General features: G+C 59.6%; 12 protein-coding genes. 4 read left to right on the top strand and 8 right to left on the bottom strand.

All coding sequences use genetic code 11. The features are described 5' to 3' along the window. Nucleotides 1-192 precede the first annotated feature (192 nt). Together J0X19_RS09400 and J0X19_RS09405 are read left to right on the top strand one after the other, a co-directional pair. Nucleotides 193-1,095: a histone deacetylase family protein gene (locus tag J0X19_RS09400; RefSeq protein ID WP_206984078.1), complete on the top strand. Its 903-nt coding sequence runs from the start codon at nucleotides 193-195 to the stop codon at nucleotides 1,093-1,095. Between the two features lie 128 nt (nucleotides 1,096-1,223). Further along, nucleotides 1,224-2,246, top strand: coding sequence for a J domain-containing protein (locus J0X19_RS09405; protein WP_206984079.1), 1,023 nt, complete (start codon nucleotides 1,224-1,226; stop codon nucleotides 2,244-2,246). A 244-nt stretch (nucleotides 2,247-2,490) separates the two neighbouring features. On the opposite strand, the gene J0X19_RS09410 is transcribed toward J0X19_RS09405, so the two are convergent. The 7 genes from J0X19_RS09410 to J0X19_RS09440 form a co-directional block, all read right to left on the bottom strand. Next, a complete protein-coding gene (locus tag J0X19_RS09410) occupies nucleotides 2,491-3,489 on the bottom strand; it encodes a pectinesterase family protein (protein WP_206984080.1) in 999 nt (332 codons plus the stop codon). Next, nucleotides 3,489-4,439: a pectinesterase family protein gene (locus J0X19_RS09415; RefSeq protein ID WP_206984081.1), complete on the bottom strand. Its 951-nt coding sequence runs from the start codon at nucleotides 4,437-4,439 to the stop codon at nucleotides 3,489-3,491. The genes J0X19_RS09410 and J0X19_RS09415 overlap by 1 nt, the downstream gene beginning before the upstream one ends. Next, nucleotides 4,436-5,269 (bottom strand): rhamnogalacturonan acetylesterase, encoded by an 834-nt coding sequence (locus J0X19_RS09420; RefSeq protein WP_242582332.1) that lies wholly within the window; start codon nucleotides 5,267-5,269, stop codon nucleotides 4,436-4,438. The genes J0X19_RS09415 and J0X19_RS09420 overlap by 4 nt, the downstream gene beginning before the upstream one ends. Before the next feature lie 106 nt (nucleotides 5,270-5,375). Beyond that, the gene (locus tag J0X19_RS09425; RefSeq protein ID WP_206984082.1) at nucleotides 5,376-6,158 is read right to left on the bottom strand and encodes a rhamnogalacturonan acetylesterase; all 783 of its coding nucleotides are present in this window, start codon (nucleotides 6,156-6,158) and stop codon (nucleotides 5,376-5,378) included. 359 nt (nucleotides 6,159-6,517) lie between these two features. Beyond that, nucleotides 6,518-8,356 carry a RagB/SusD family nutrient uptake outer membrane protein gene (locus J0X19_RS09430; RefSeq protein WP_206984083.1) on the bottom strand — a complete coding sequence of 613 codons (1,839 nt, stop codon included), beginning with the start codon at nucleotides 8,354-8,356 and terminating at the stop codon, nucleotides 6,518-6,520. 21 nt (nucleotides 8,357-8,377) lie between these two features. Beyond that, nucleotides 8,378-11,641: a SusC/RagA family TonB-linked outer membrane protein gene (locus tag J0X19_RS09435; RefSeq protein ID WP_206984084.1), complete on the bottom strand. Its 3,264-nt coding sequence runs from the start codon at nucleotides 11,639-11,641 to the stop codon at nucleotides 8,378-8,380. 102 nt (nucleotides 11,642-11,743) lie between these two features. Continuing rightward, on the bottom strand, nucleotides 11,744-13,423 hold the full coding sequence (locus J0X19_RS09440; protein ID WP_206984085.1) for a T9SS type A sorting domain-containing protein: 1,680 nt from the start codon (nucleotides 13,421-13,423) through the stop codon (nucleotides 11,744-11,746). Nucleotides 13,424-14,136: 713 nt separating this feature from the next. On the opposite strand from J0X19_RS09440, the gene J0X19_RS09445 reads away from it, so the two are divergent. Continuing rightward, nucleotides 14,137-15,687, top strand: a complete 1,551-nt coding sequence (locus tag J0X19_RS09445) for a glycoside hydrolase 43 family protein (RefSeq protein WP_317194763.1) — start codon at nucleotides 14,137-14,139, stop codon at nucleotides 15,685-15,687. Nucleotides 15,688-15,707: 20 nt separating this feature from the next. On the opposite strand, the gene J0X19_RS09450 is transcribed toward J0X19_RS09445, so the two are convergent. Beyond that, on the bottom strand, nucleotides 15,708-16,769 hold the full coding sequence (locus J0X19_RS09450) for a LacI family DNA-binding transcriptional regulator (RefSeq protein ID WP_206984086.1): 1,062 nt from the start codon (nucleotides 16,767-16,769) through the stop codon (nucleotides 15,708-15,710). Between the two features lie 319 nt (nucleotides 16,770-17,088). Between J0X19_RS09450 and J0X19_RS09455 the strand changes: the two genes are divergently transcribed. Continuing rightward, nucleotides 17,089-18,132, top strand: a complete 1,044-nt coding sequence (locus J0X19_RS09455; RefSeq protein ID WP_242582334.1) for an N-acetylmuramoyl-L-alanine amidase family protein — start codon at nucleotides 17,089-17,091, stop codon at nucleotides 18,130-18,132. Nucleotides 18,133-18,242 lie beyond the last annotated feature (110 nt).

Raw genomic sequence — 18,242 nt, forward strand, 5'->3', positions numbered from 1 at the left:
TTGCGGCTTCGTGCACAGTGCATGTAGAGACGCATACTTGCGTTTTATCGGCCGCACCAGGTAGGTATCCGTTCAACGACGAGACGCAAGTATGCGTCTCTACAACCGTTCTACATCGTTCACGAAACTGCAATAACGTACGATACAGTATCCCTTTCCTCCGTACTCTTATCGTATCTGCTCCCCATCTGCATGCCTCGCCTTGCCACTTCCGAACGTTACAGCATCAGCTTACCGAATGGCCACCGCTTCCCGATTGCCAAGTACGAACTGATTCGGGAGCAACTGTTGTGGCAGGGCATTGCGCCGGCGGAGGATTTCTACGACCCGGGGCTGGCCAGTGAAGATGATATTCTGCGCGTGCATTCGGTGGAGTACTGGCACAAGGTGCGCGACCTGCGCCTGTCGGCGGGCGAGGTGCGGCGGCTGGGCTTGCCGCAAAGCCCGGAACTGGTGCGCCGGTCGTTGAGCAGTGTGGCCGGCACGGTGCAGTCGGCGAGGCAGGCACTACTGAGTGGGATTGGGATGAGCCTGGCGGGCGGTACGCACCACGCGTTCCGGGACCGGGGCGAGGGGTTTTGCGTGCTCAATGATATTGCCGTAGCCGCCATGCACCTGTTGCACCACGGGCTGGCCCGGCAGATTCTGGTGGTTGACCTGGATGTGCACCAGGGCGACGGCACGGCCAGTATTTTCCGGGACGAGCCACGGGTATTCACGTTTTCGATGCACGCCGGCGCCAACTACCCGTTGCGCAAAGAGCAGTCGGATCGGGATGTGGCGCTGGAGTTGGGTACCGATGATGCCACGTACTTAGGCATTCTGCACGCCAACTTGCCGGAGCTGCTGGCTCGGGTGCAGCCTGATTTTATTTTCTTTCAGGCCGGCGTGGATGTGCTGGCTACCGACAAGCTCGGCAAACTGGCCCTCACCCCCGAAGGCTGCCGCCAGCGCGACGCATACGTACTAGGCATGTGCCACGAACACCAGCTGCCGGTGGCCGTGAGTATGGGCGGCGGCTACTCCGAGCGGCTCTCCGACATTGTAGACGCGCACTGCAATACGTTCCGGGTGGCGTATGAAGTGTTTGGGTGAAGCTGATAAGGTAGCGCGAAGCCGTTGCTTCGCGTATGTGTTGCTGACTCTCGAGCCATTTCAACGCCAACCGTGCGACACCACGCGAAGCAACAGCTTCGCGCTACGATAGAATTTACCTTTGCCCGATGAATCTGCATAACCCCGCTACCGATTTACCTGCCGCCAACTCCTTGCCTACCCTGGCCCCGGCCGAAGCGCCGGGCACACCGGCCCAACTAGCGTTTCGGGAGGCGGTGCAGCAGGTGGAGGGGTTGCGCCAGCGGCTGCGCGACTTACAAGTAGAGCAGGGCGAAGCCCGGCGGCGCTACTGGCAGCAGGTGGGCCCCGGTGCGCGGGCAGTGGTGGAAGCGCGGCGGGCACTGTTTGCGCCGCTGGAAAACGCTTTGCTCCTCCCCTATTTCAGCCGGGCCGAGGAACGCCAAATCACGGAGTTTATCCTGGGCAATGCCCGGGCGCTGCACAATCGGTTTGGGGAAGACACGGCGGAAATCGTGCTGAAATATGCCCCCCGCCGCCAGGCAACAGTGGAAACAGAAGATGCTACCGCCGACGAGAAACCTGCTGCCTTCGTACCCGACCTCAACTCCGACCTGCCGCCGCACGAGCAGGCGGCGGCCCATGCCCGCGCCCGGCGCAAAACCAAGGCCCAAAAAACCCAGGAAATTGCCGCTAAGGCTGCCAAGGAAGAACAGCAGAAACTGCTATCCAATACCAAAACGCTCTACCGCCAGCTAGCCCGCACGCACCACCCCGACCTGGAGCGCGACCCGGAAACTCAGGCCCACAAAACGGTCCTGATGCAGCGCATCACCGAGGCCTACGAAGCCAATGACCTCTACACGCTGCTCCAGCTGCTCTCCGAATCGGGGCCCGCCGCCAGCGCCGACGACGACGTGCTAGCCCGCTATACGCAGGCCCTGCAGCAGCAGCAAATCGAGCTAAAGCAGCAACTCAACGAGCTGAAGTACGGCGACACTGGCTTCAGTGGCAGCACCGGCAAAAAGCGCGAAATCGAGTTGCGGGAGCTGAAACGCCACCTGCGCGCCGAGGCGGAATATCTGGAGCACATCTTCCGCTTGATTCAGGAGCCCGTAGGCCTGCGGGAGGTACTGCGCGAGCTATCCGCCGCCGGCCACGACACGGTGTAAGCCGCCCATAATTCATCCTCTACCTAAATAAGCCCTGTCATTCCGACGCAGGAGGAATCTGAATCCACTCGTTCAACATCTTGAACTCAGATTCCTCCTGCGTCGGAATGACAGAATAGTAGATAAATGGTTTTCTGGAACGACGTGCCGCGTAGCGGTGCCAGAATCGTTCTGGCACCGCCAAAGCGGGCACGTTTTCTACAAACCTAGCGCCGCTACGCGGCCGCTCTACCATTTCAGGCAATTATTTCGTGGGGTTCCAGTTGCCGAATATGGTGCTGAGCGTGTATTGCTTGGCTTCCTTGACCGTGAGCTGGCGGGACCAGGCCACGCGGCCTTTGGCGTTGGCGCCCGGCCCGGTTGATTGATACTCGGCGTAGGTGGCGGTTTTCTCGGTTTCGGGCTGGTTCCAGTTGTGCCAGCCTTCGGGCCGGATGTGGGCACCCATTTCGGTGTTGAGGAACACGGTGCGGGCGTGCGGGCGCCATGGCCGGCCCAGGTACACCTGCTTGGCTTCGGGAGCCGCCGTGAGCTGGCAGTTCAGGAACACCAAGCCAAACAACTGCCGGGGCGTGGTGGACGCCGCCGTAATGTAGGAGTCGCTCTTGCTGAAAATGGTACAGTGGTCGAAGACGGCGGTGCTGGCCCCGAAGATAAAGTCGGTGGTGCCTTCGATGTGGCAGTTCTGGTAGTACTGGCGGCTGTTTTCGATGGCCAGAAATAGCGTATCCTGGTTGCCCAGCATGCGGCAGTTCCGGAACACGGCCCGGTCGCCTTCCACGTGCAGGGCCACCGCCTGCCCCACCCGGCCAGCCGAGTTTTCGAAGGTGATATTCTCGGCCGAAAAGTCGTTGCCCTGCACCCGCACCGTGGAGGACGTGTAGGTGCTGTGCTTTTCGGCGTCGCCGGAGTAGTCGCCGTAGGTGATAATCACTCCGTCGCGGCTTTCGCCCAGCAAGGCAATGTGGGTTTTCTGGGAGGGTATTACCAGCTTCTCGCGGTACGTGCCGTTTTTGATGAAGATGGTGGCTTGCACCTGCATAAAGTCGCGCACGGCCATGACGGCCTCCTGAATGGTGCGGTAGTCGCCGGAGCCATCAGCGGCTACCACCAGCCGCACGGTTTGGTTGAAGGACGGCGGGGTGGCGGGCTTAGCGGGGGCCGGGGCGGCGGTTTGCGCATACACAGTTGACGTGGCCAATAGCAGGCTACCCGCCAGTATCGTTCTTTTGAAAAGCGTCATTAGTCTTGGTTGGGGTTCCAGTGCCGAAGCACCGTATCGAGGGTGTATTGTTTCGCTTCCTGCTCGGTGAGTTGGTGGGACCAGGGCACGCGCTGCTTGGGTTGAGCGCCTTTGCCTTTATTGCCAAACTCGGCGTAGTAGGCGGTTTGCTTGTTGCTGTCTTTGCCCCAATGGTCCCAGCCGGCGGGGTTGATGTGCGGGCCTAGCTCGCAATACAGGAACACCGTTTTGGCGTAGGGTCGCCAGGGCCGGCCGAGGTAAAAGCTGCCGGCCGGCGCGTCGCCCGTAATTTTGCAGCGGTTGAACACGTAGCCGTAGCGGGTGCTGTCGGGGGTGGAGGCAGCCGTAACGTAGCCGTTCTGCTTGCAGAAAATGGTGCAGTTCTCGAACCAGGCCGTGCTGCTCCCGAAAATGAAATCCACGGTGCCCTCGATGTAGCAGTCCTGGTAATACTGCCGGCTGCCGTAGCCGTAGGTGTAGAGCGTATCCTGAAATCCTAGGAAGCGGCAGTTTTTGAAGCGCGCTTTGTCGCCGGCCACCCACACGGCCACCGCCTGCCCCACGGGCCCCGAGGAGTTCTGGAAGGTGAGGTTCTCGGCCGAAAAATCGGTGCCGTAGATGTATATGCTCGACGAGCCCGAGGTGCCTTTGTCTTCGCCGAAGATGTTCTTTTTCTGGTTGTAGTCGTCGTAGGTGAGCACCGTTTTGGTGAGGTCCTCGCCGATGAGATGCACCAGGTTTTTCGAGCCCGCCAGCACCAGCTTCTCCTTGTACACGCCCTTCTTGATGAAGATGGTGGTGACTTTCTTGCGGAAATCGGGCACGGCGTTGAAGGCTTCCTGCACGGTGCGGTAGGTGCCGCTGCCGTCCTGCGCTACTACAAAGTCGTAGGCAAAAGCCGGGCGGATCAGCAGCCAAGTCAGACAAATAAGGGTAAAAAAATGCTTCATGGAGTGGTAGGCTGGGCGTCTTTGGTGGTTGAAGTGGGCGGTACGGCGTTTTTGGCGGTGGGCTTGGCTAGGTGGTCTGCCAGACCCGGCAGCCGCTGCGCCACCACCTCCTGCACAACCAGCTGCGCCATCTTGCGGGCGCCCAATTCGCTGAAATGGGTGTTGTCGTTGCGGCCGTAGGGGTAGTTGGGATGGTCGCCGGGGGCTAGTTGCAGAAACAGAAGCTTGCTGGGCTCCTCACCGAACTGTTGCACCAATTCCCGGCTGGTTTTGTCGAGGTCAATCAGCGGCACTTTGTAGGTGTTGGCTATTTCACTAGTAGCCGCCGAGTACGCCACGTGCGTTTCCTCCTGCTGGCCGTTTTTGAAGCGCCGGCGCGTAACGGGCGTAATCAGCACCGGGTACGCCTTTTTGCGGCGCGTCTCAGTCACGAACTTGATTAGGTTCTTGCGGTAATCGGCGGGCGAGGTGTACCGGTCGGGGTAGTTTTCGGCTTCGTCGTTGTGCCCGAACTGAATCATGACGTAGTCCTGCGGCTGCAAGGCGTCCACAATGGGCTGCCAGCGGTTTTCGGCCAGAAACGTGCGCGTGCTGCGGCCATTCTGGGCGCGGTTATCTACCACTACGGCGGCGGTGTCGAAAAACGTGGCCAGCGGCATACCCCAGCCGGTTTCGGGGAACACCTGCCCTACTTTCTGCGCAATGGTAGAGTCGCCGATAAGGTAGAGCCGAGTTTTCCGGGGTGGCGCCGGTGCCGTAAAAGCCAGCAGCACTGCAAGCAGCGCCAGCCCCAGGCTGTATTTAAGGTGCAGCATAACAGGCGTTTTCATAGGCATTGGATAAGGAGTCTGCTCTGTAAGTCATTTGTCATGCTGAGCTTGCCGAAGCATGACCGCCTTTTTAGATTCGGATGCTTTCAATAACGAGCCGACAAGGTTAGCGGGCCTGGGCATCCACGGTTTTAGCCGCCGCCCGCTTTACAATGCGGTTAGCCAATTCCAGCTTGAGGCCACGAATATCGGCCAGCACGATTTCCGCCATTTTGCGGGCGCCCAGCTCGTTGAAGTGGGTGTTGTCTTCCTTGCCATCGGGGTAGTTGGGATGCTCGCCGGGCGTGAGTTGGTTGAAAAGCAGCTTGGAATTCTCGACGCCCATTTGCTGCAACAGGGCCTGGCTTTCCCGGTCGAAGTCGATGAGGGCCACTTGCTGTTCCTGGGCGGTTTTGCGCACGATTTCCGAGTACACGTCGTGGGTGCCTTCCACCTTGCCCGCGGCATCAAACTTGCGGCGCGCAACGGGCGTGAGCAGCACCGGCGTAGCTTTTTTCGCGCGGGTTTCGGTGATGAAGCGAATCAGGTAGTTCTTATAATCCGCCTCCGGGGTGTAGCTGCGCTTGGTGGGCACCTCGTCGTTGTGGCCGAACTGGATGAACACGTAGTCGCCTTCCTCGAGGGCCGCCGCCACGGGTTGCCAGCGGTTTTCGGCCACGAAGCTTTTGGTGCTGCGGCCGTTCTGGGCGCGGTTGTCCACGGTTACGGTCTCATCGAAAAAGTACGCAAACGGCATTCCCCACCCCGTTTCCGGATAGTTCTTCACCTCTTTTATCGACATGGTGGAGTCGCCGATAAGGTAGACGGTGATTTTGGCCGGCGGCGCGCTGAAGGCCATGAGGCACAGAACGATAAAGGCCGTGGCCAGTCGTAGCAAAAAGTTATTCATACCAGTAGCGTCGAGCTTATGCAAGGGCAAACGGCCCATGTTACTTCTTTTCTTTAATAAAGCCCATTTTCCAGCAGCCACTCCTCGCATAGCGTAGTCCACGGGGTGGCCGAGCCAGGATTGTTGCGCACATGCCGGGCGTACCTACCTGCGCACTCCGCTCGTTCTCGGTTTTGTCGTAAACCTTACTTGTTTGCGTAGGGAAGTCCTACACGGCTTCTCATTCGTAAGCGTTGGAGCGGCTAGCTGGCAATCAAAAAACGGGGGCAGTTCCGTGAAATGCCGGGTGGCATCCAACGAAACTGCCCCAGACGGTGCTCCGGATTCCCACGGCCGTTGCACACCGCCCTGTTTTTCAGCTAGTAACCGAAATTCTGCTTGAGGTTGGGGTTGGTATCCACCACGCTTTGCGGGAAAGCCAGCAGCTCGTCGCCGGTGTTCGGTACGTAGTTGGCGGCCAGCAGCTCGATAAAGGTGGACGTGCCGGTGAGGGCCTGCCGCCAGTTGAAGCGGGTAGCTACTACGGCCGGCGAAGTGCCCGGAATCGTGTAGGTGGTTGCGGTAAGGGTAGTTGGGCGGTAGAGCGACCGAGCATAGCGCAACTGGTCGTTCACGGCGTAGCCATACACGTAGAGCGGAACATTGGCATAGGCGCCGGTACCGTTGCGCATCTCCGTCAGCTGGGCTTTGGCTTCGGCAATCTTGGCGCCCAATAGGTTCCAGCGAATCAGGTCGTACTTCCGGATACCTTCGCCGCCAAACTCCAGCAGGCGCTCTTTCACCAAGGCATTGAAGAAGGTTTCCTTGGTGCCTACCTGCGTAGCGGGCAACGCCACGTAGCGCGCGGCCGGATACGCCCGGCGGCGCACTTCTTCCAGCGCCTGCACCGGCGTAATGCCATTGTAGGCTACGCCGGGGCCGGCCAGCTCGTTCTGGGCCTCAGCAAACATCAACAGCACATCAGCAAAGCGGATAATCGGCCAGTTCAAGCCCAGCGTTTGCGACGAGCCGGTGAGCAGCGGCACCCGCCAGTCGCGGCGGAATTTGCCGTCGCGCAGGGCGTTGAGCGTGGTGCTGGTTTGGGTGTTGGGCGTGGTGGCCACGGTCTGATACAGCGTCACGGTCACGTCGCGGCGGGTGTCCACCGAGTCGAAGGCGTAGAAGTAGTTGGGGTTGATGGTGTACGAGCCGCCGCCCTGGCCCCAGCGCGAGGCCACATCCAGGCGCGGGCCGTTGTTGTAGCCGAGCTTGCTGTCGGAGGCTGCCGAGCCCGAGCCCATAGCCACTTCAAACATGATTTCGCCGTACTGCGTGTCGAAACGCAGCTCGTTGATGTTGCGCCATACGGCCTCGTAGCTGGGGTTGAGCGTGTGCTGGCTGCGGTTACGCAGCAGCGTGTCGGACTCGGCCCGGGCCATGGTGTAGTACGTCAGGTAGTCGTTGGGGCGCTCCATTCGGCCGGTGCTGGCGTTGGAGCGCCAGCCCGCGCGGGCCAGCGCAATACGGGCCCGCATGGCTTTGGCCGCCCCTTTCGTAAACCGCTCGTAGGCATTGGCATCCGACTCGCGGCGCCACGGCAGCAGCCGCGAGGCCAGCGCCAGATCGTCCAGAATTCGGTCGTAGATGATGTTGCGGTCGGTTTGCGGCAGGTTTAGGTCGGCGTAGGCCGACGAGGGCTCGAACTGCGCTGGCACGTCGCCCCAGTTGCGCACAATTTCCATGTAGTACAACGCCCGCAACGCCAGCACCTCGCCGTGCATGCGGCGCAGCGCCTTCTGCTCGGTTGCGGTGCCGGTGTTGTAGAGAGCCATCTGCGGAATGTTTTTGATGCAGATGTTGGCCCGCTCCACTCCCAAGTACAGGGTCGTGAAGGGCGCAATCAGCTCGGTGGTGCCCGGCGTTACACGGTAGCGGTTGATGTCGCGGCTGCCGCCGTCGGCCGCGCCGGCCCGGTTCTGGCCTTCGTCGGTGTCGGAGGGGTAGCCGGTGGAGAGCCGTACGCCGTAGCCGTTGTCGCCGGAAAGCGGATCGTAGGCACCAATAACGGCACTGTTGGCGTTGGCTACGTTGTTGAATACGTCCTCGGAAATGTAGGCCGAATCGGGGCTTACATCAAGGTAGTCTTTGCAGGAATAAGTGGCCGTGAGGGAGGCAACTAGTGCCACGGCCAGCGCGGGCCGGAAAAAGGAGCGTTTCATGGTCGGTATCGAGTGGGAATTTTAGAGGGAAAGGTTCACGCCGAACAGGAAGGCCCGGCTGCGCGGATAGGCGGCATAATCAACGCCCGGCGTGAGCGGAGTGCCGCGGCGGGTATTTACCTCGGGGTCGTAGCCGGAGTAATTGGTGAACGTATACAGGTTGTTGCCCGTGACGTAGAAGCGTACCGTGTTGAGCTTGATGCGCTGCGTCAGGGCTTTCGGAATGGTATAGCCGATGGTGATGTTGTTGATGCGCAGGAACGAACCGTCTTCAATAGCCCAGGAGTGCAGCAAATACCGGCCACGGGTAGGACGCCAGATTTTCGTGTTTTCGTTGAGGGCGGCCAGGGCGGTTGGCTCGGTTACGAGGTTGCCTTCGGTGTCAATGGTTTTCCACCGGTCCCGCATAATGCCCAGCACGTTCTGGTTGGCGTTGTAGCCGCTGGTGAAATCAATCTTGTTGGCGTTGTAGATGTCGTTGCCGTACACAAAGTTCACAAACACGCTGGCATCAAAACCTTTGTAAGCAAACTGCTGGTTGAGGCCGCCGGTGAATTTGGGGTTGGCGTTGCCAATCACCGTCCGGTCGTTGGTATCCACCACTCCGTCGCCGTTGAGGTCCTTGAATTTGATGGCGCCAGGCGTTGGCTGAATCACGCCGGCCACGGAAGTACCGGTGTTGTCGGCTACTACCCCGTTGTTGCTGGGCACGCCAGCCTTCAACACGTAGTTCCAGGTGCCGGTAGCGGTTTGCGTGGCGTCGAAGTCTTCCACTTTATACCAGCCGTCGGTTACGTAGCCATACATCAGGCCCACGGCCCGGCCCGGCGTCACGTAGTAGTCGGTGCCGGTGTCGGAGGTCCAGCCGGAGTTGATACCGGGCAGGTAGGGCTGGCCGCCCAGGCTTTCCACCCGGTTGCTATTGAACGACATGTTGTAGTTGGCCGTCCAGGTGAAAGCAGGCGTTTGAATAACCGTGCCGCTGAGTTGCAGCTCAATCCCACGGTTCGAGGTTTCGCCGATGTTGCGCAGCTGGGTGTTGTAGCCCGAGGTAACGGGCACCGGCTGCGCAATCAGCAGGTCGTACGTGGTATTGTAGTAAGCGTCGGCTGTGAACTGAAACCGGTTGTTGAGCAAGCTCAGGTCGAGGCCCAGGTTGCGCGACTGGGTGGTTTCCCACTTCAAGTTGGGATTAGCCAGCGCCGTAGTAGCCAAACCAGGAGTGCGGCCACCTTCCAGCGCGTACTCCACCCCGTTGGATACAAAAGTTTCGCGGAACAAGTTGTTGGCAATTCGGTTGTTGCCGGCCAAGCCGTAGCTCAGGCGCAGCTTCAGGTCTGATACCACCGTGAGGGGTTCCATGAACTTCTCGCGCGAGATGCGCCACGCCACGGCGGCGGCCGGGAAGTAGCCCACCCGCTGCCCCTGCCGGAACTTCGAGGAGCCATCTACCCGCATAGTGCCCGTGAACAGGTACCGGTCGTTGTAGGAGTAGTTCACCCGCGTAAAGCCCGACAGAATGCGGTTCGGGTCTTCGTTGGTGGTGGGCGAGGGTTGAATGAAGCCCGAAGGTGCCTGGGCCTGGTTGAAGTTGGCCAGCGCCTTTTCAGGCTCGATGTCGGTGGGCAGGTAGAACGTGGAAATGTTCAGCGAGTTATTCAGCGTCTGGTACACCTCGTGGCCCAGCAGCGCGTCAAACGTGTGCTTGCCTTTGGCGGGCATGGTATAGCTCAGCACGTTGGAGTTGTTGAGCGTAAGCTGGGTGCCCGTGTTGATAGACGCCGTGGGCTGGTTGCCGTTCTGGCGGGCCACCCCAGTCACTTTGCTGTTAAACGCCTCGGCGCGGGTGGTGCGGTAGTCCACCCCGAACGTGGAGCGGATACTCAGGCTTTTGGTGAAGTTGAAGTTGGCGTAGGCGCTGGAGTTGGCCAACCGCTGCCGGTCGCGCCGGTATTCGGCGGTGGCCAGCACAATTGGGTTGATGAGGCCGGTATTGCCACCGCTCAGGATGTAATATTCTTCGTCTTCCTGCGTGGGGTCGAGCACGATGCCCGTGCCCAGGTTCTCGGTGAAGGGCCGGTACTGCACCGTATTGCGCAGCCGCGACGAGCTGGACAACCCGCCGCTGGCCGTGCCTGCGCCTTCCACCACTTGGTCGTTGAGGCGCACGTTGAAGCCGATGCGCAGCTTGTCAGTGGCTTTGTTGTCGAGGCGGAAGTTGAGGAGCTTGCGCCGGAAGTCGGAGGCCAGCTGAATGCCTTGCTCCCGGTTGGTGGTTAAGCTCAGCGAGTACACCGTGCCTTTGCCGCCGCCCGATACCGTGAGGTTGTGGGTTTGCTGGAAGGCTTCGCGCCCAAACACTTCCTCCTGCCAATCAGTGAAAGGCGACTGCCGGGCCCGCGCCAGCGTATCGCTCAGGTAGTTGCGCGACCCGTAGGCACCACGGAAGTTGGCCAAATCGTTGCGCACGGCCCGCTCGTATTGCAGGTCGATGAACTCGCCGGGCTTGAGCACATCCAGCTTTTTCACCAGCTGCCGCACTCCGGCAAAACCGTTGTAGGTGATGACCGTGCGGCCCTCAATACCGTTTTTGGTGGTGATAATCACGACGCCATTGGCGCCACGGGCACCATAAATGGCCGTGGCAGCCGCATCCTTCAGCACGTCCACCGACTGAATATCCTGGGGCGAAATAACCGACAGCGCATTTTCCAACTGCACCCCATCCACTACGTACAGCGGCGAGTTGTCCTGGGTGATAGAGCCGCCACCCCGCACCCGAATGCGCACATCGGCACCCGGCGTACCTTCCGAGGAAGTGAGCTGCACCCCTGCCAGCCGCCCGGTCAGGGCCTCGGCCGCCGAGTTGACGGGAATATCCTTGATTTGCTGGGCATTAACCGACGAAATGGAGCCCACCACATCATCCCGCTTCACAGCCTGGAACCCGATAACCACCACGTCGTCGAGGGTTTTGTTGTCGGGCGCCATCTTCACCTGGATGCTGGTCTGGCCTTTGTCTACGGCCACGTCCTGCGAGATGAACCCGATGGAGCTGATGCGCAGCACTACGTCGCCGGTGGTGCTAGCCGGCAGCGTCAAACTAAAACGGCCTTCGGCATCGGTGCTGGCGCCCAGCGTGGTGCCTTTTACCACTATCGTTGCGCCGGGTAGGGTTTCGCTACGCTCCGTGGAAGTAACGGTGCCCTGAATGACCCGGGCTTGCTGCGCTAGCACGGCGGTACTGCACAGGGGGAGCCCCAGCAGAAGTAAACGTTTTTTCATTGCGTTAGGAAGGAATGGTGGGAAATTTAGAAGCTAGAGCAGAGCCGACAGCCACTCGAAACCACTGCCGTGGCCCGCTGTTACTGCCGTAGGGCAGGAGCGTTAGTTGCGCATGACCTTGGCCGACAACTCGCCGGCCTCACCCGAGTAGCGGATGAAATAGTTGCCGCGCATCAGTTGGTGCAGCGCAACGGAGGTTTCGGTGGTACCAGCCGCAATGAGCAGCGTAGCCACCCGCCGGCCATCGAAAGCAAACACCTCAGCCTGAGCTGGTTGCCGGCTGACCGGATGCGTAAGGGTTAGCTGGGTTTGGGCCGGGTTGGGGTACACTCCCAGGCGAAGTGCTTTGGTGGGCGGTTTGGTGCCCATGACCACCGCCGCAAGGCCGTTGAGGTAGTTTTCGAGGTTGGTATAGCCGTTAGGCGCAAGGCCTTGCCGGTCGGCGGCATTGGTGGGGTTCAGGCCGTGGCTGGTTTCCCAGGCGTCGGGCATGCCATCCTGGTCGGTATCGGGGGGGGCGGCTCCGCAGGTAAGCGCCGGCCATGCCCCCTGCGACGTGCTGTATGGCGTGCCATGCGGGTAGCCGCCCTGCACGTCAATCACGCGGCCCGTGCGGTTGCGCACGTTGTTTACAATGCGTTGGTCGAGCGTATCACGCGCCGGCAGTACGCAACCGGCGTTGTTGAGCACTGCTTCGTAGGCATCGGTGGCGGTTTGGGTGGGCACCGCAATTACGCTGAACGGCGTCGAGGCTTTTGATTGCACCGTGTCGGCTGGGGTGCCGCCGGCCATGGCAATGCCGCGCCAGTTGCGGGTAGTTACGGCCGCCGAGCCATCCACGTAATTGCCCGCCAGGTACACTTGGGGGTAAGGCAGCGTGGCCGAAATGCTGGGGTTCATAATCATCTGGCGCCGGGGTACGCCGCTGGTACTGGCCGTTTGGGTATTGGGGCCATACTTGTAATAGTTGTTCACCACGTTGTAGTAGCCCCCTTCGCCCCCATTGGTGCTGTACGACACCCAGTTGTAGATAACGTTGTTGCGGAAGTCGCACTTCTCGGCGCCCTGCACGGCTGGCGTCAGGCCCCCGCTACCCGAAAAACGGGGCATGCGGCCTTTGCAATGCGCAATCAGGTTGTGGTGAAACGAGCCATTGCGGGAACCCCACACCCCACCGTAGCCGTGCTCCTCGAAATCGGTATCTCCGGTTTCAAAATGGTAGGAGTAGTTGAGCGGCTCACTGATCAGGTTCCATTGCAACGTGGTGCTGTCGCCTTGGTAAAACGAGAAGGCCTCGTCGGTGCTCCAGCTCATCGAGCAGTGGTCGATGATGGTTTTGGTGTTGAAGCGGCCCCCAAACGCGTCGTCGTCGCCGCTGCCGTTCACCATGCCCCCGTTCTGGTACCGGTCGCCGAGGCGGAAGCGCATAAACCGCACGATGACGTTGTTGCCATTCACGGTTACTTCCTGGTCGGCTAGGCAGATTCCCGCGCCGGGGGCAGTTTGCCCGGCAAGGGTGGTATTGGCCGGAATGCGCAGGCCGGAAGTCAAATGAATAGTGCCACACACCCGAAATACAACGGTCCGGTGCGGGGCCGCCGTTGCTGGCTGGCTTAGCGCGTACCGTAGGGTGCCAGGCGTGTTGGTATCGGCTAGGCTTGTTACGGCAAACACCACAGTTGGTACCGCCGTTGTCCCGCGCCCACCCGACGTGTACTTGCCCGCTCCCTCCGCTCCCGGAAAAGCTACCAGCCGCTGGCCATAGCCAGGCAGGCTACTCATTGCCATACAGCTGAGCGTAGCACCAGCCCAAACAGCTAACGACGGCAACCCACTGAGTGCACTGCGGTACCTGTTTGACATAAACTTGAGGAAGATGGGATAGACGAAATAACAGGCTCTAATACCACGAGCCTTAGCCAAGCGGGTAGGAAAGGTGAATAATACTCTTCTACGAATCAAGCATAATGGCGAAATAAGTACCGGGAACGTTTCCGGGAACGTTGTCACTCGATTCAACCACTGTATTGGCACCTACCTCTTACCCTAAACTTCCTGAAAAAACCCTTTAAAATTCAGCTTAAGAACCAGGAGCACATTATCATCAAATGCCCATCACAGCCTACACTAACCTCATTTTCTGAATCTTACATCATCATTAATACTACTCTTTGCTCTTCCTGCCTCAAGCCATGAAATGCAGCATGCCAGTTCTGGCTAATCGGTGGAGTAAGCGTTAAAAGTTAATCTTTGCGAGTAGGTTGGCAACGTTTCCAAATAGTACATATCAGGAAATCAGTCTTACTTTACCGCCGAAATACCCTACTTTTTCGTCTTCGAAATCTCCTTAATTCTGTTGCATGAGGTCCACTTTATTGATGCGTATTGGCAGGCAGATAAGTACTATAGCCAGATGTTCTTGGCAGGCAGCGGCGCTTGTACTGCTCTTCGGCAACCACCCAACCCAAGCGCAAACTCCAACTGCTTTGTCGAAAGTGTGGGTACCAGACTTGGGCAACGGAACCTACAAGAATCCAGTGCTCTACGCCGATTACTCCGACCCTGATGTGGTGCGCGTAGGTTCTGATTTCTACCTCACTTCTTCCAGCTTCAACGCCGTGCCGGGCTTGCAGATTCTGCATTCCAAGGACTTGGTCAATTGGACTATTATTGGGGCGGTATTCCAGCAGCAGCCGCCGTTGGCGCGCTACCGGGAGCTACAGCACGGCAATGGCGTGTGGGCCCCGGCCATTCGCTACCACAACAAAGAATTCTACATTTATTACCCCGATCCGGACCTGGGTATTTTCGTGACGAAAGCCAAAAATCCGGCCGGGCCGTGGTCGGCGCCGGTGTGCATCAAGGAAGCTAAGGGCTGGATTGATCCGTGTCCGCTTTGGGACGAAAACGGCAAGGCCTACCTGGTACACGGCTTTGCCGGGTCGCGGGCCGGTATCAAAACGATACTGGCTGTGTCGCCGATGGCACCGGATGGCCTCAGCCTCACCGGCGACGATGCGCTGGTTTTTGATGGCCACGCCGCCCACCCCACCCTGGAAGGCCCTAAGTTTTATAAGCGCAACGGGTACTACTATATTTTTGCGCCGGCCGGCGGGGTGCCCACCGGCTGGCAGTTGGTGCTACGCTCCAAAAACGTGTACGGCCCCTACGAAGAGCGCATTGTGATGGACCAGGGCAAAACGCCTGTTAATGGGCCGCACCAGGGTGCTTGGGTGGATACCGATACGGGCGAAGACTGGTTTCTGCATTTCCAGGATCAGGGGCCGTATGGGCGCGTTGTGCATTTGCAGCCGATGACGTGGAAGAACGACTGGCCCGTGATTGGCGAAGACCCCGATGGCGACGGCAAAGGCCAGCCGGTGCTCACCTACCGCAAGCCGCGCATCAAGGCCAAAGCCCAACCCGTAGCCACGCCCGCCACTTCCGACGAGTTTTCGGATACCAGCTTAGGCTTACAATGGCAGTGGCACGCCAACCCCCAGGACTATTGGGCCTACCTGAACGGGCCGCAGGGCTACTTGCGGATGTACTCGGTGATGCTGCCCGAAAACTTCAAAAACTACTGGCAGGTCCCGAACCTACTGCTCCAAAAGCTGCCCGCCGACGTGTTTACGGCCACCACTAAACTTACTTTCAGCCCCCGGATAGAAGGCGAGAAAGTGGGACTAATGATGATGGGCCTCGACTACGCGTACATAGCAATTACCAATGCAGGAGGCAAGCTCCAACTCAGTGAAACGGTTTGCCAGAATGCCGACAAGCTGGCACCCGAAACCACCACGGCCCCGGTTGAAATACCGGCCGCGCAGGCAAAACAGCCGCTGTATCTGCGGGTAGCCGTGAAGCCAGGCGCCAAATGCCAGTTCAGCTACAGCCTCGATGGCCAGAATTTCCAGCCCTTGGGCACCGAGTTTCAGGCGCGGGAAGGCAAATGGATTGGGGCTAAAGTGGGCTTGTTCTGCTCACGCACGACCAAGTTCAACGATTCCGGCAATGCCGATATCGACTGGTTCCGGTTGGAATAGCCAGGCGTGCCTGGGGCCGGCTACCGGGTTAGCCGCAGCGCCTGGTGCGCGACCCGGCCATATTGTGACGAGTCGCGCACCAGCACTTTGGGCTTGAGCACAATGCGCTGGCCCACGTAATTGTCTGTGCGCTTCAACATTTGCAGGAAAAGCTTCACGGCCGTTTCGCCCATGTGCCGCGCCTGCTGATCGACGGACGTTAGCTGGGGCTTCACCATGGTTGTGAACGGCTCGTTGCTGAACCCAGCCACGGCCATATCCTCGGGCACCCGAATCTGGTGGGCTTCCAGCACCTGCAATACGCCGCCAGCCGGAAAATCGTAGGCTGCAAACACGGCATCGGGTAGCTCGGGCAGCTGAAGCAGTTGCTCCATGGCCGCCGCCCCGGCCGCCATATCCGATTCGGTTAGCTGCACTACCAGGTGTGGTTCGTAGGGCAGGCCGTGGGCCAGTAGCGCCTCCCGGTAGGCCCGATGCCGCTGAAACGTGGTATTCAGCAGCGGCGGGCCCGCTAGGTGAGCAATTCGGCGGCAGCCCTGCGCCAGCAGATGCTCCATCACCTGGTACGCGCCCCGGTAATCGTCCAGCACCACGCCGCACACCTGAGGAATGTCGGGCATCCGGTCGAAAAACACCAAGGGCACCCCCTGCTGGCGCACCTTCTCGAAGTGCCCGAACGTGTGCGTTGTGGCCGATATGGATACCAACACGCCATCTACCTGCGCCTTCAGCAGGGCATCAATCTGCTTTTCCTCTCTGGTTACTTCTTCATTGGATTGGCAAATCATAACGTTGAAGCCGGCCTCACTGGCTAGGTCTTCAATTCCATGAACCACCTCGGGAAAGAAAGCCCCGTTGATGTGCGGCACTACCACTCCCAGCATGTTGCTCCGGCCACTTCGGAGAGCTGCCGCCAAGGTATTGGTCTGAAAATCGAGCCGCCGGGCCAGCTCCCATACCTGCGCTTTGGTGGTTTCACTAACGTCGGGGGCGTTGTTGAGCGCCCGCGAAATAGTGGATACGGACACTCCCAATTCCTGCGCGAGGTCGGCAATCGACAGACGTTTCTTTGCCTTGGCCATGTGATGAACGGGAGGTGCTGGGCGGTAAAATGGAAGCGTGAACTTAGGCTAAAACTCGTCTGCAAGGTATCTGGTTCTGCACATTCCCTGCTGAAACGGGCACGCTGAGGCAGATAACGACCTGAAAAACGGGGCGCGTGACAAGTAGCCGGCAGCCTCTGAAGCTGCGTTGGAAACCGTCCTTTGCTTAGCGTCGAGCAGCGGCCTTGCTTGTCCCTACTTCGTGTGATGGTACTATTTAAGGTGCAGAGCCGCTCGTTTTTTTGTACTCTTGCCGTATAGAATAGCTTTTTGCACTTCCTCTACCCGTTTCTTGCTTTTGCGTACTGCTGTCCTCTCCCTCCTGCTTCTACTGGCTTCTGCCCTTGCGTTTAGCCAAGCCACATACCGGCGAGTAGTAGCGCGGCGCGGCGACAATACCTACACGCTTTTGCGCCGCCACGGCTTGGCGCCGGCCACGTACCAACGAGCATTTCTGGCCCTCAACCGGGCCACCCTCGGCAAAAACAAAACCTTGGTGGCCGGCCGCCAGTACCGGCTGCCGCCGCTGGTGCGCCGCCCGGTGGCCGCCGTGCGCCCCATCAAGCCGCGCACCACGGGCAAGACTGCCGCCGTCCCGAAGAAAGTGGTATTGCCCTTAACCAGTTTTTTCGGCAAAAACTACGGGGCGGTGCCTTCTGATGGGTTGCTGCGGGGCGCGGTATTCTACCTCTCCTCGGGCCACGGCGGCCCCGACCCCGGCGCCATGGGCAAGTACGGCAGCCACACCTTGGCCGAGGATGAGTATGCTTATGACGTAACGCTGCGGCTGGCGCGGGTGCTGTACATGCACGGCGCGCTGGTGTACCTCATCATCCGGGACCCCAACGACGGTATCCGCGACCAAGCCGTGCTACTACCTGATTACGACGAGGTTACTTATCCCAGCCAGCCGATTCCGCGCAACCAGCTGGCCCGGTTGCGCCAGCGTATCAACGCCGTGAATGCGCTCTACCCCAGGCACAAAGGTGCGTACCAGCGCTTCCTAGGGCTGCACGTGGATAGCCGCAGCGAAGGCAAGAATATTGATGTGTTTTTTTACCACAATTCCAGCAGCGCGGTAGGCAAACGGCTGGCCCAGAACATTCATAGGATGTTTACGGCCCGCTACAAGCGCGCCCAGCCCAACCGCCCGTATTCGGGCACGGTGTCGGCGCGCAATACGCTGTTTGTGGTGCGCAACAGCCGGGCCCCGGCCGTATTTATGGAGCTAGGCAACATCCGCAATGCCAAAGACCAACGCCGCTTCCTGATACCCGACAACCGGCAGGCCATGGCCAACTGGATGTACGAGGGCATTCTGGCTGACTACCGGAGCCGGTAATAGTGGTGGGTAGCTTAGCTTCGCGTATCCTTGAATGACGGCCGGGGTTTGCTTAGCAAGCAGCACGGATGCACAAAGCACGAGCTTCGTGCATCCGCCTGTATCTTGCT

The sequence above is a fragment of the Hymenobacter telluris genome (assembly GCF_017313265.1).
GTDB classification, from domain to species: Bacteria; Bacteroidota; Bacteroidia; order Cytophagales; family Hymenobacteraceae; genus Hymenobacter; species Hymenobacter telluris.

Coding starts and splice junctions, on each gene's coding strand:
- J0X19_RS09400 (WP_206984078.1), top strand. CDS start 193: ATGCCTCGCCTTGCCACTTCCGAACGTTACAGCATCAGCTTACCGAAT.
- J0X19_RS09405 (WP_206984079.1), top strand. CDS start 1,224: ATGAATCTGCATAACCCCGCTACCGATTTACCTGCCGCCAACTCCTTG.
- J0X19_RS09410 (WP_206984080.1), bottom strand. CDS start 3,489: ATGACGCTTTTCAAAAGAACGATACTGGCGGGTAGCCTGCTATTGGCC.
- J0X19_RS09415 (WP_206984081.1), bottom strand. CDS start 4,439: ATGAAGCATTTTTTTACCCTTATTTGTCTGACTTGGCTGCTGATCCGC.
- J0X19_RS09420 (WP_242582332.1), bottom strand. CDS start 5,269: ATGAAAACGCCTGTTATGCTGCACCTTAAATACAGCCTGGGGCTGGCG.
- J0X19_RS09425 (WP_206984082.1), bottom strand. CDS start 6,158: ATGAATAACTTTTTGCTACGACTGGCCACGGCCTTTATCGTTCTGTGC.
- J0X19_RS09430 (WP_206984083.1), bottom strand. CDS start 8,356: ATGAAACGCTCCTTTTTCCGGCCCGCGCTGGCCGTGGCACTAGTTGCC.
- J0X19_RS09435 (WP_206984084.1), bottom strand. CDS start 11,641: ATGAAAAAACGTTTACTTCTGCTGGGGCTCCCCCTGTGCAGTACCGCC.
- J0X19_RS09440 (WP_206984085.1), bottom strand. CDS start 13,423: ATGAGTAGCCTGCCTGGCTATGGCCAGCGGCTGGTAGCTTTTCCGGGA.
- J0X19_RS09450 (WP_206984086.1), bottom strand. CDS start 16,769: ATGGCCAAGGCAAAGAAACGTCTGTCGATTGCCGACCTCGCGCAGGAA.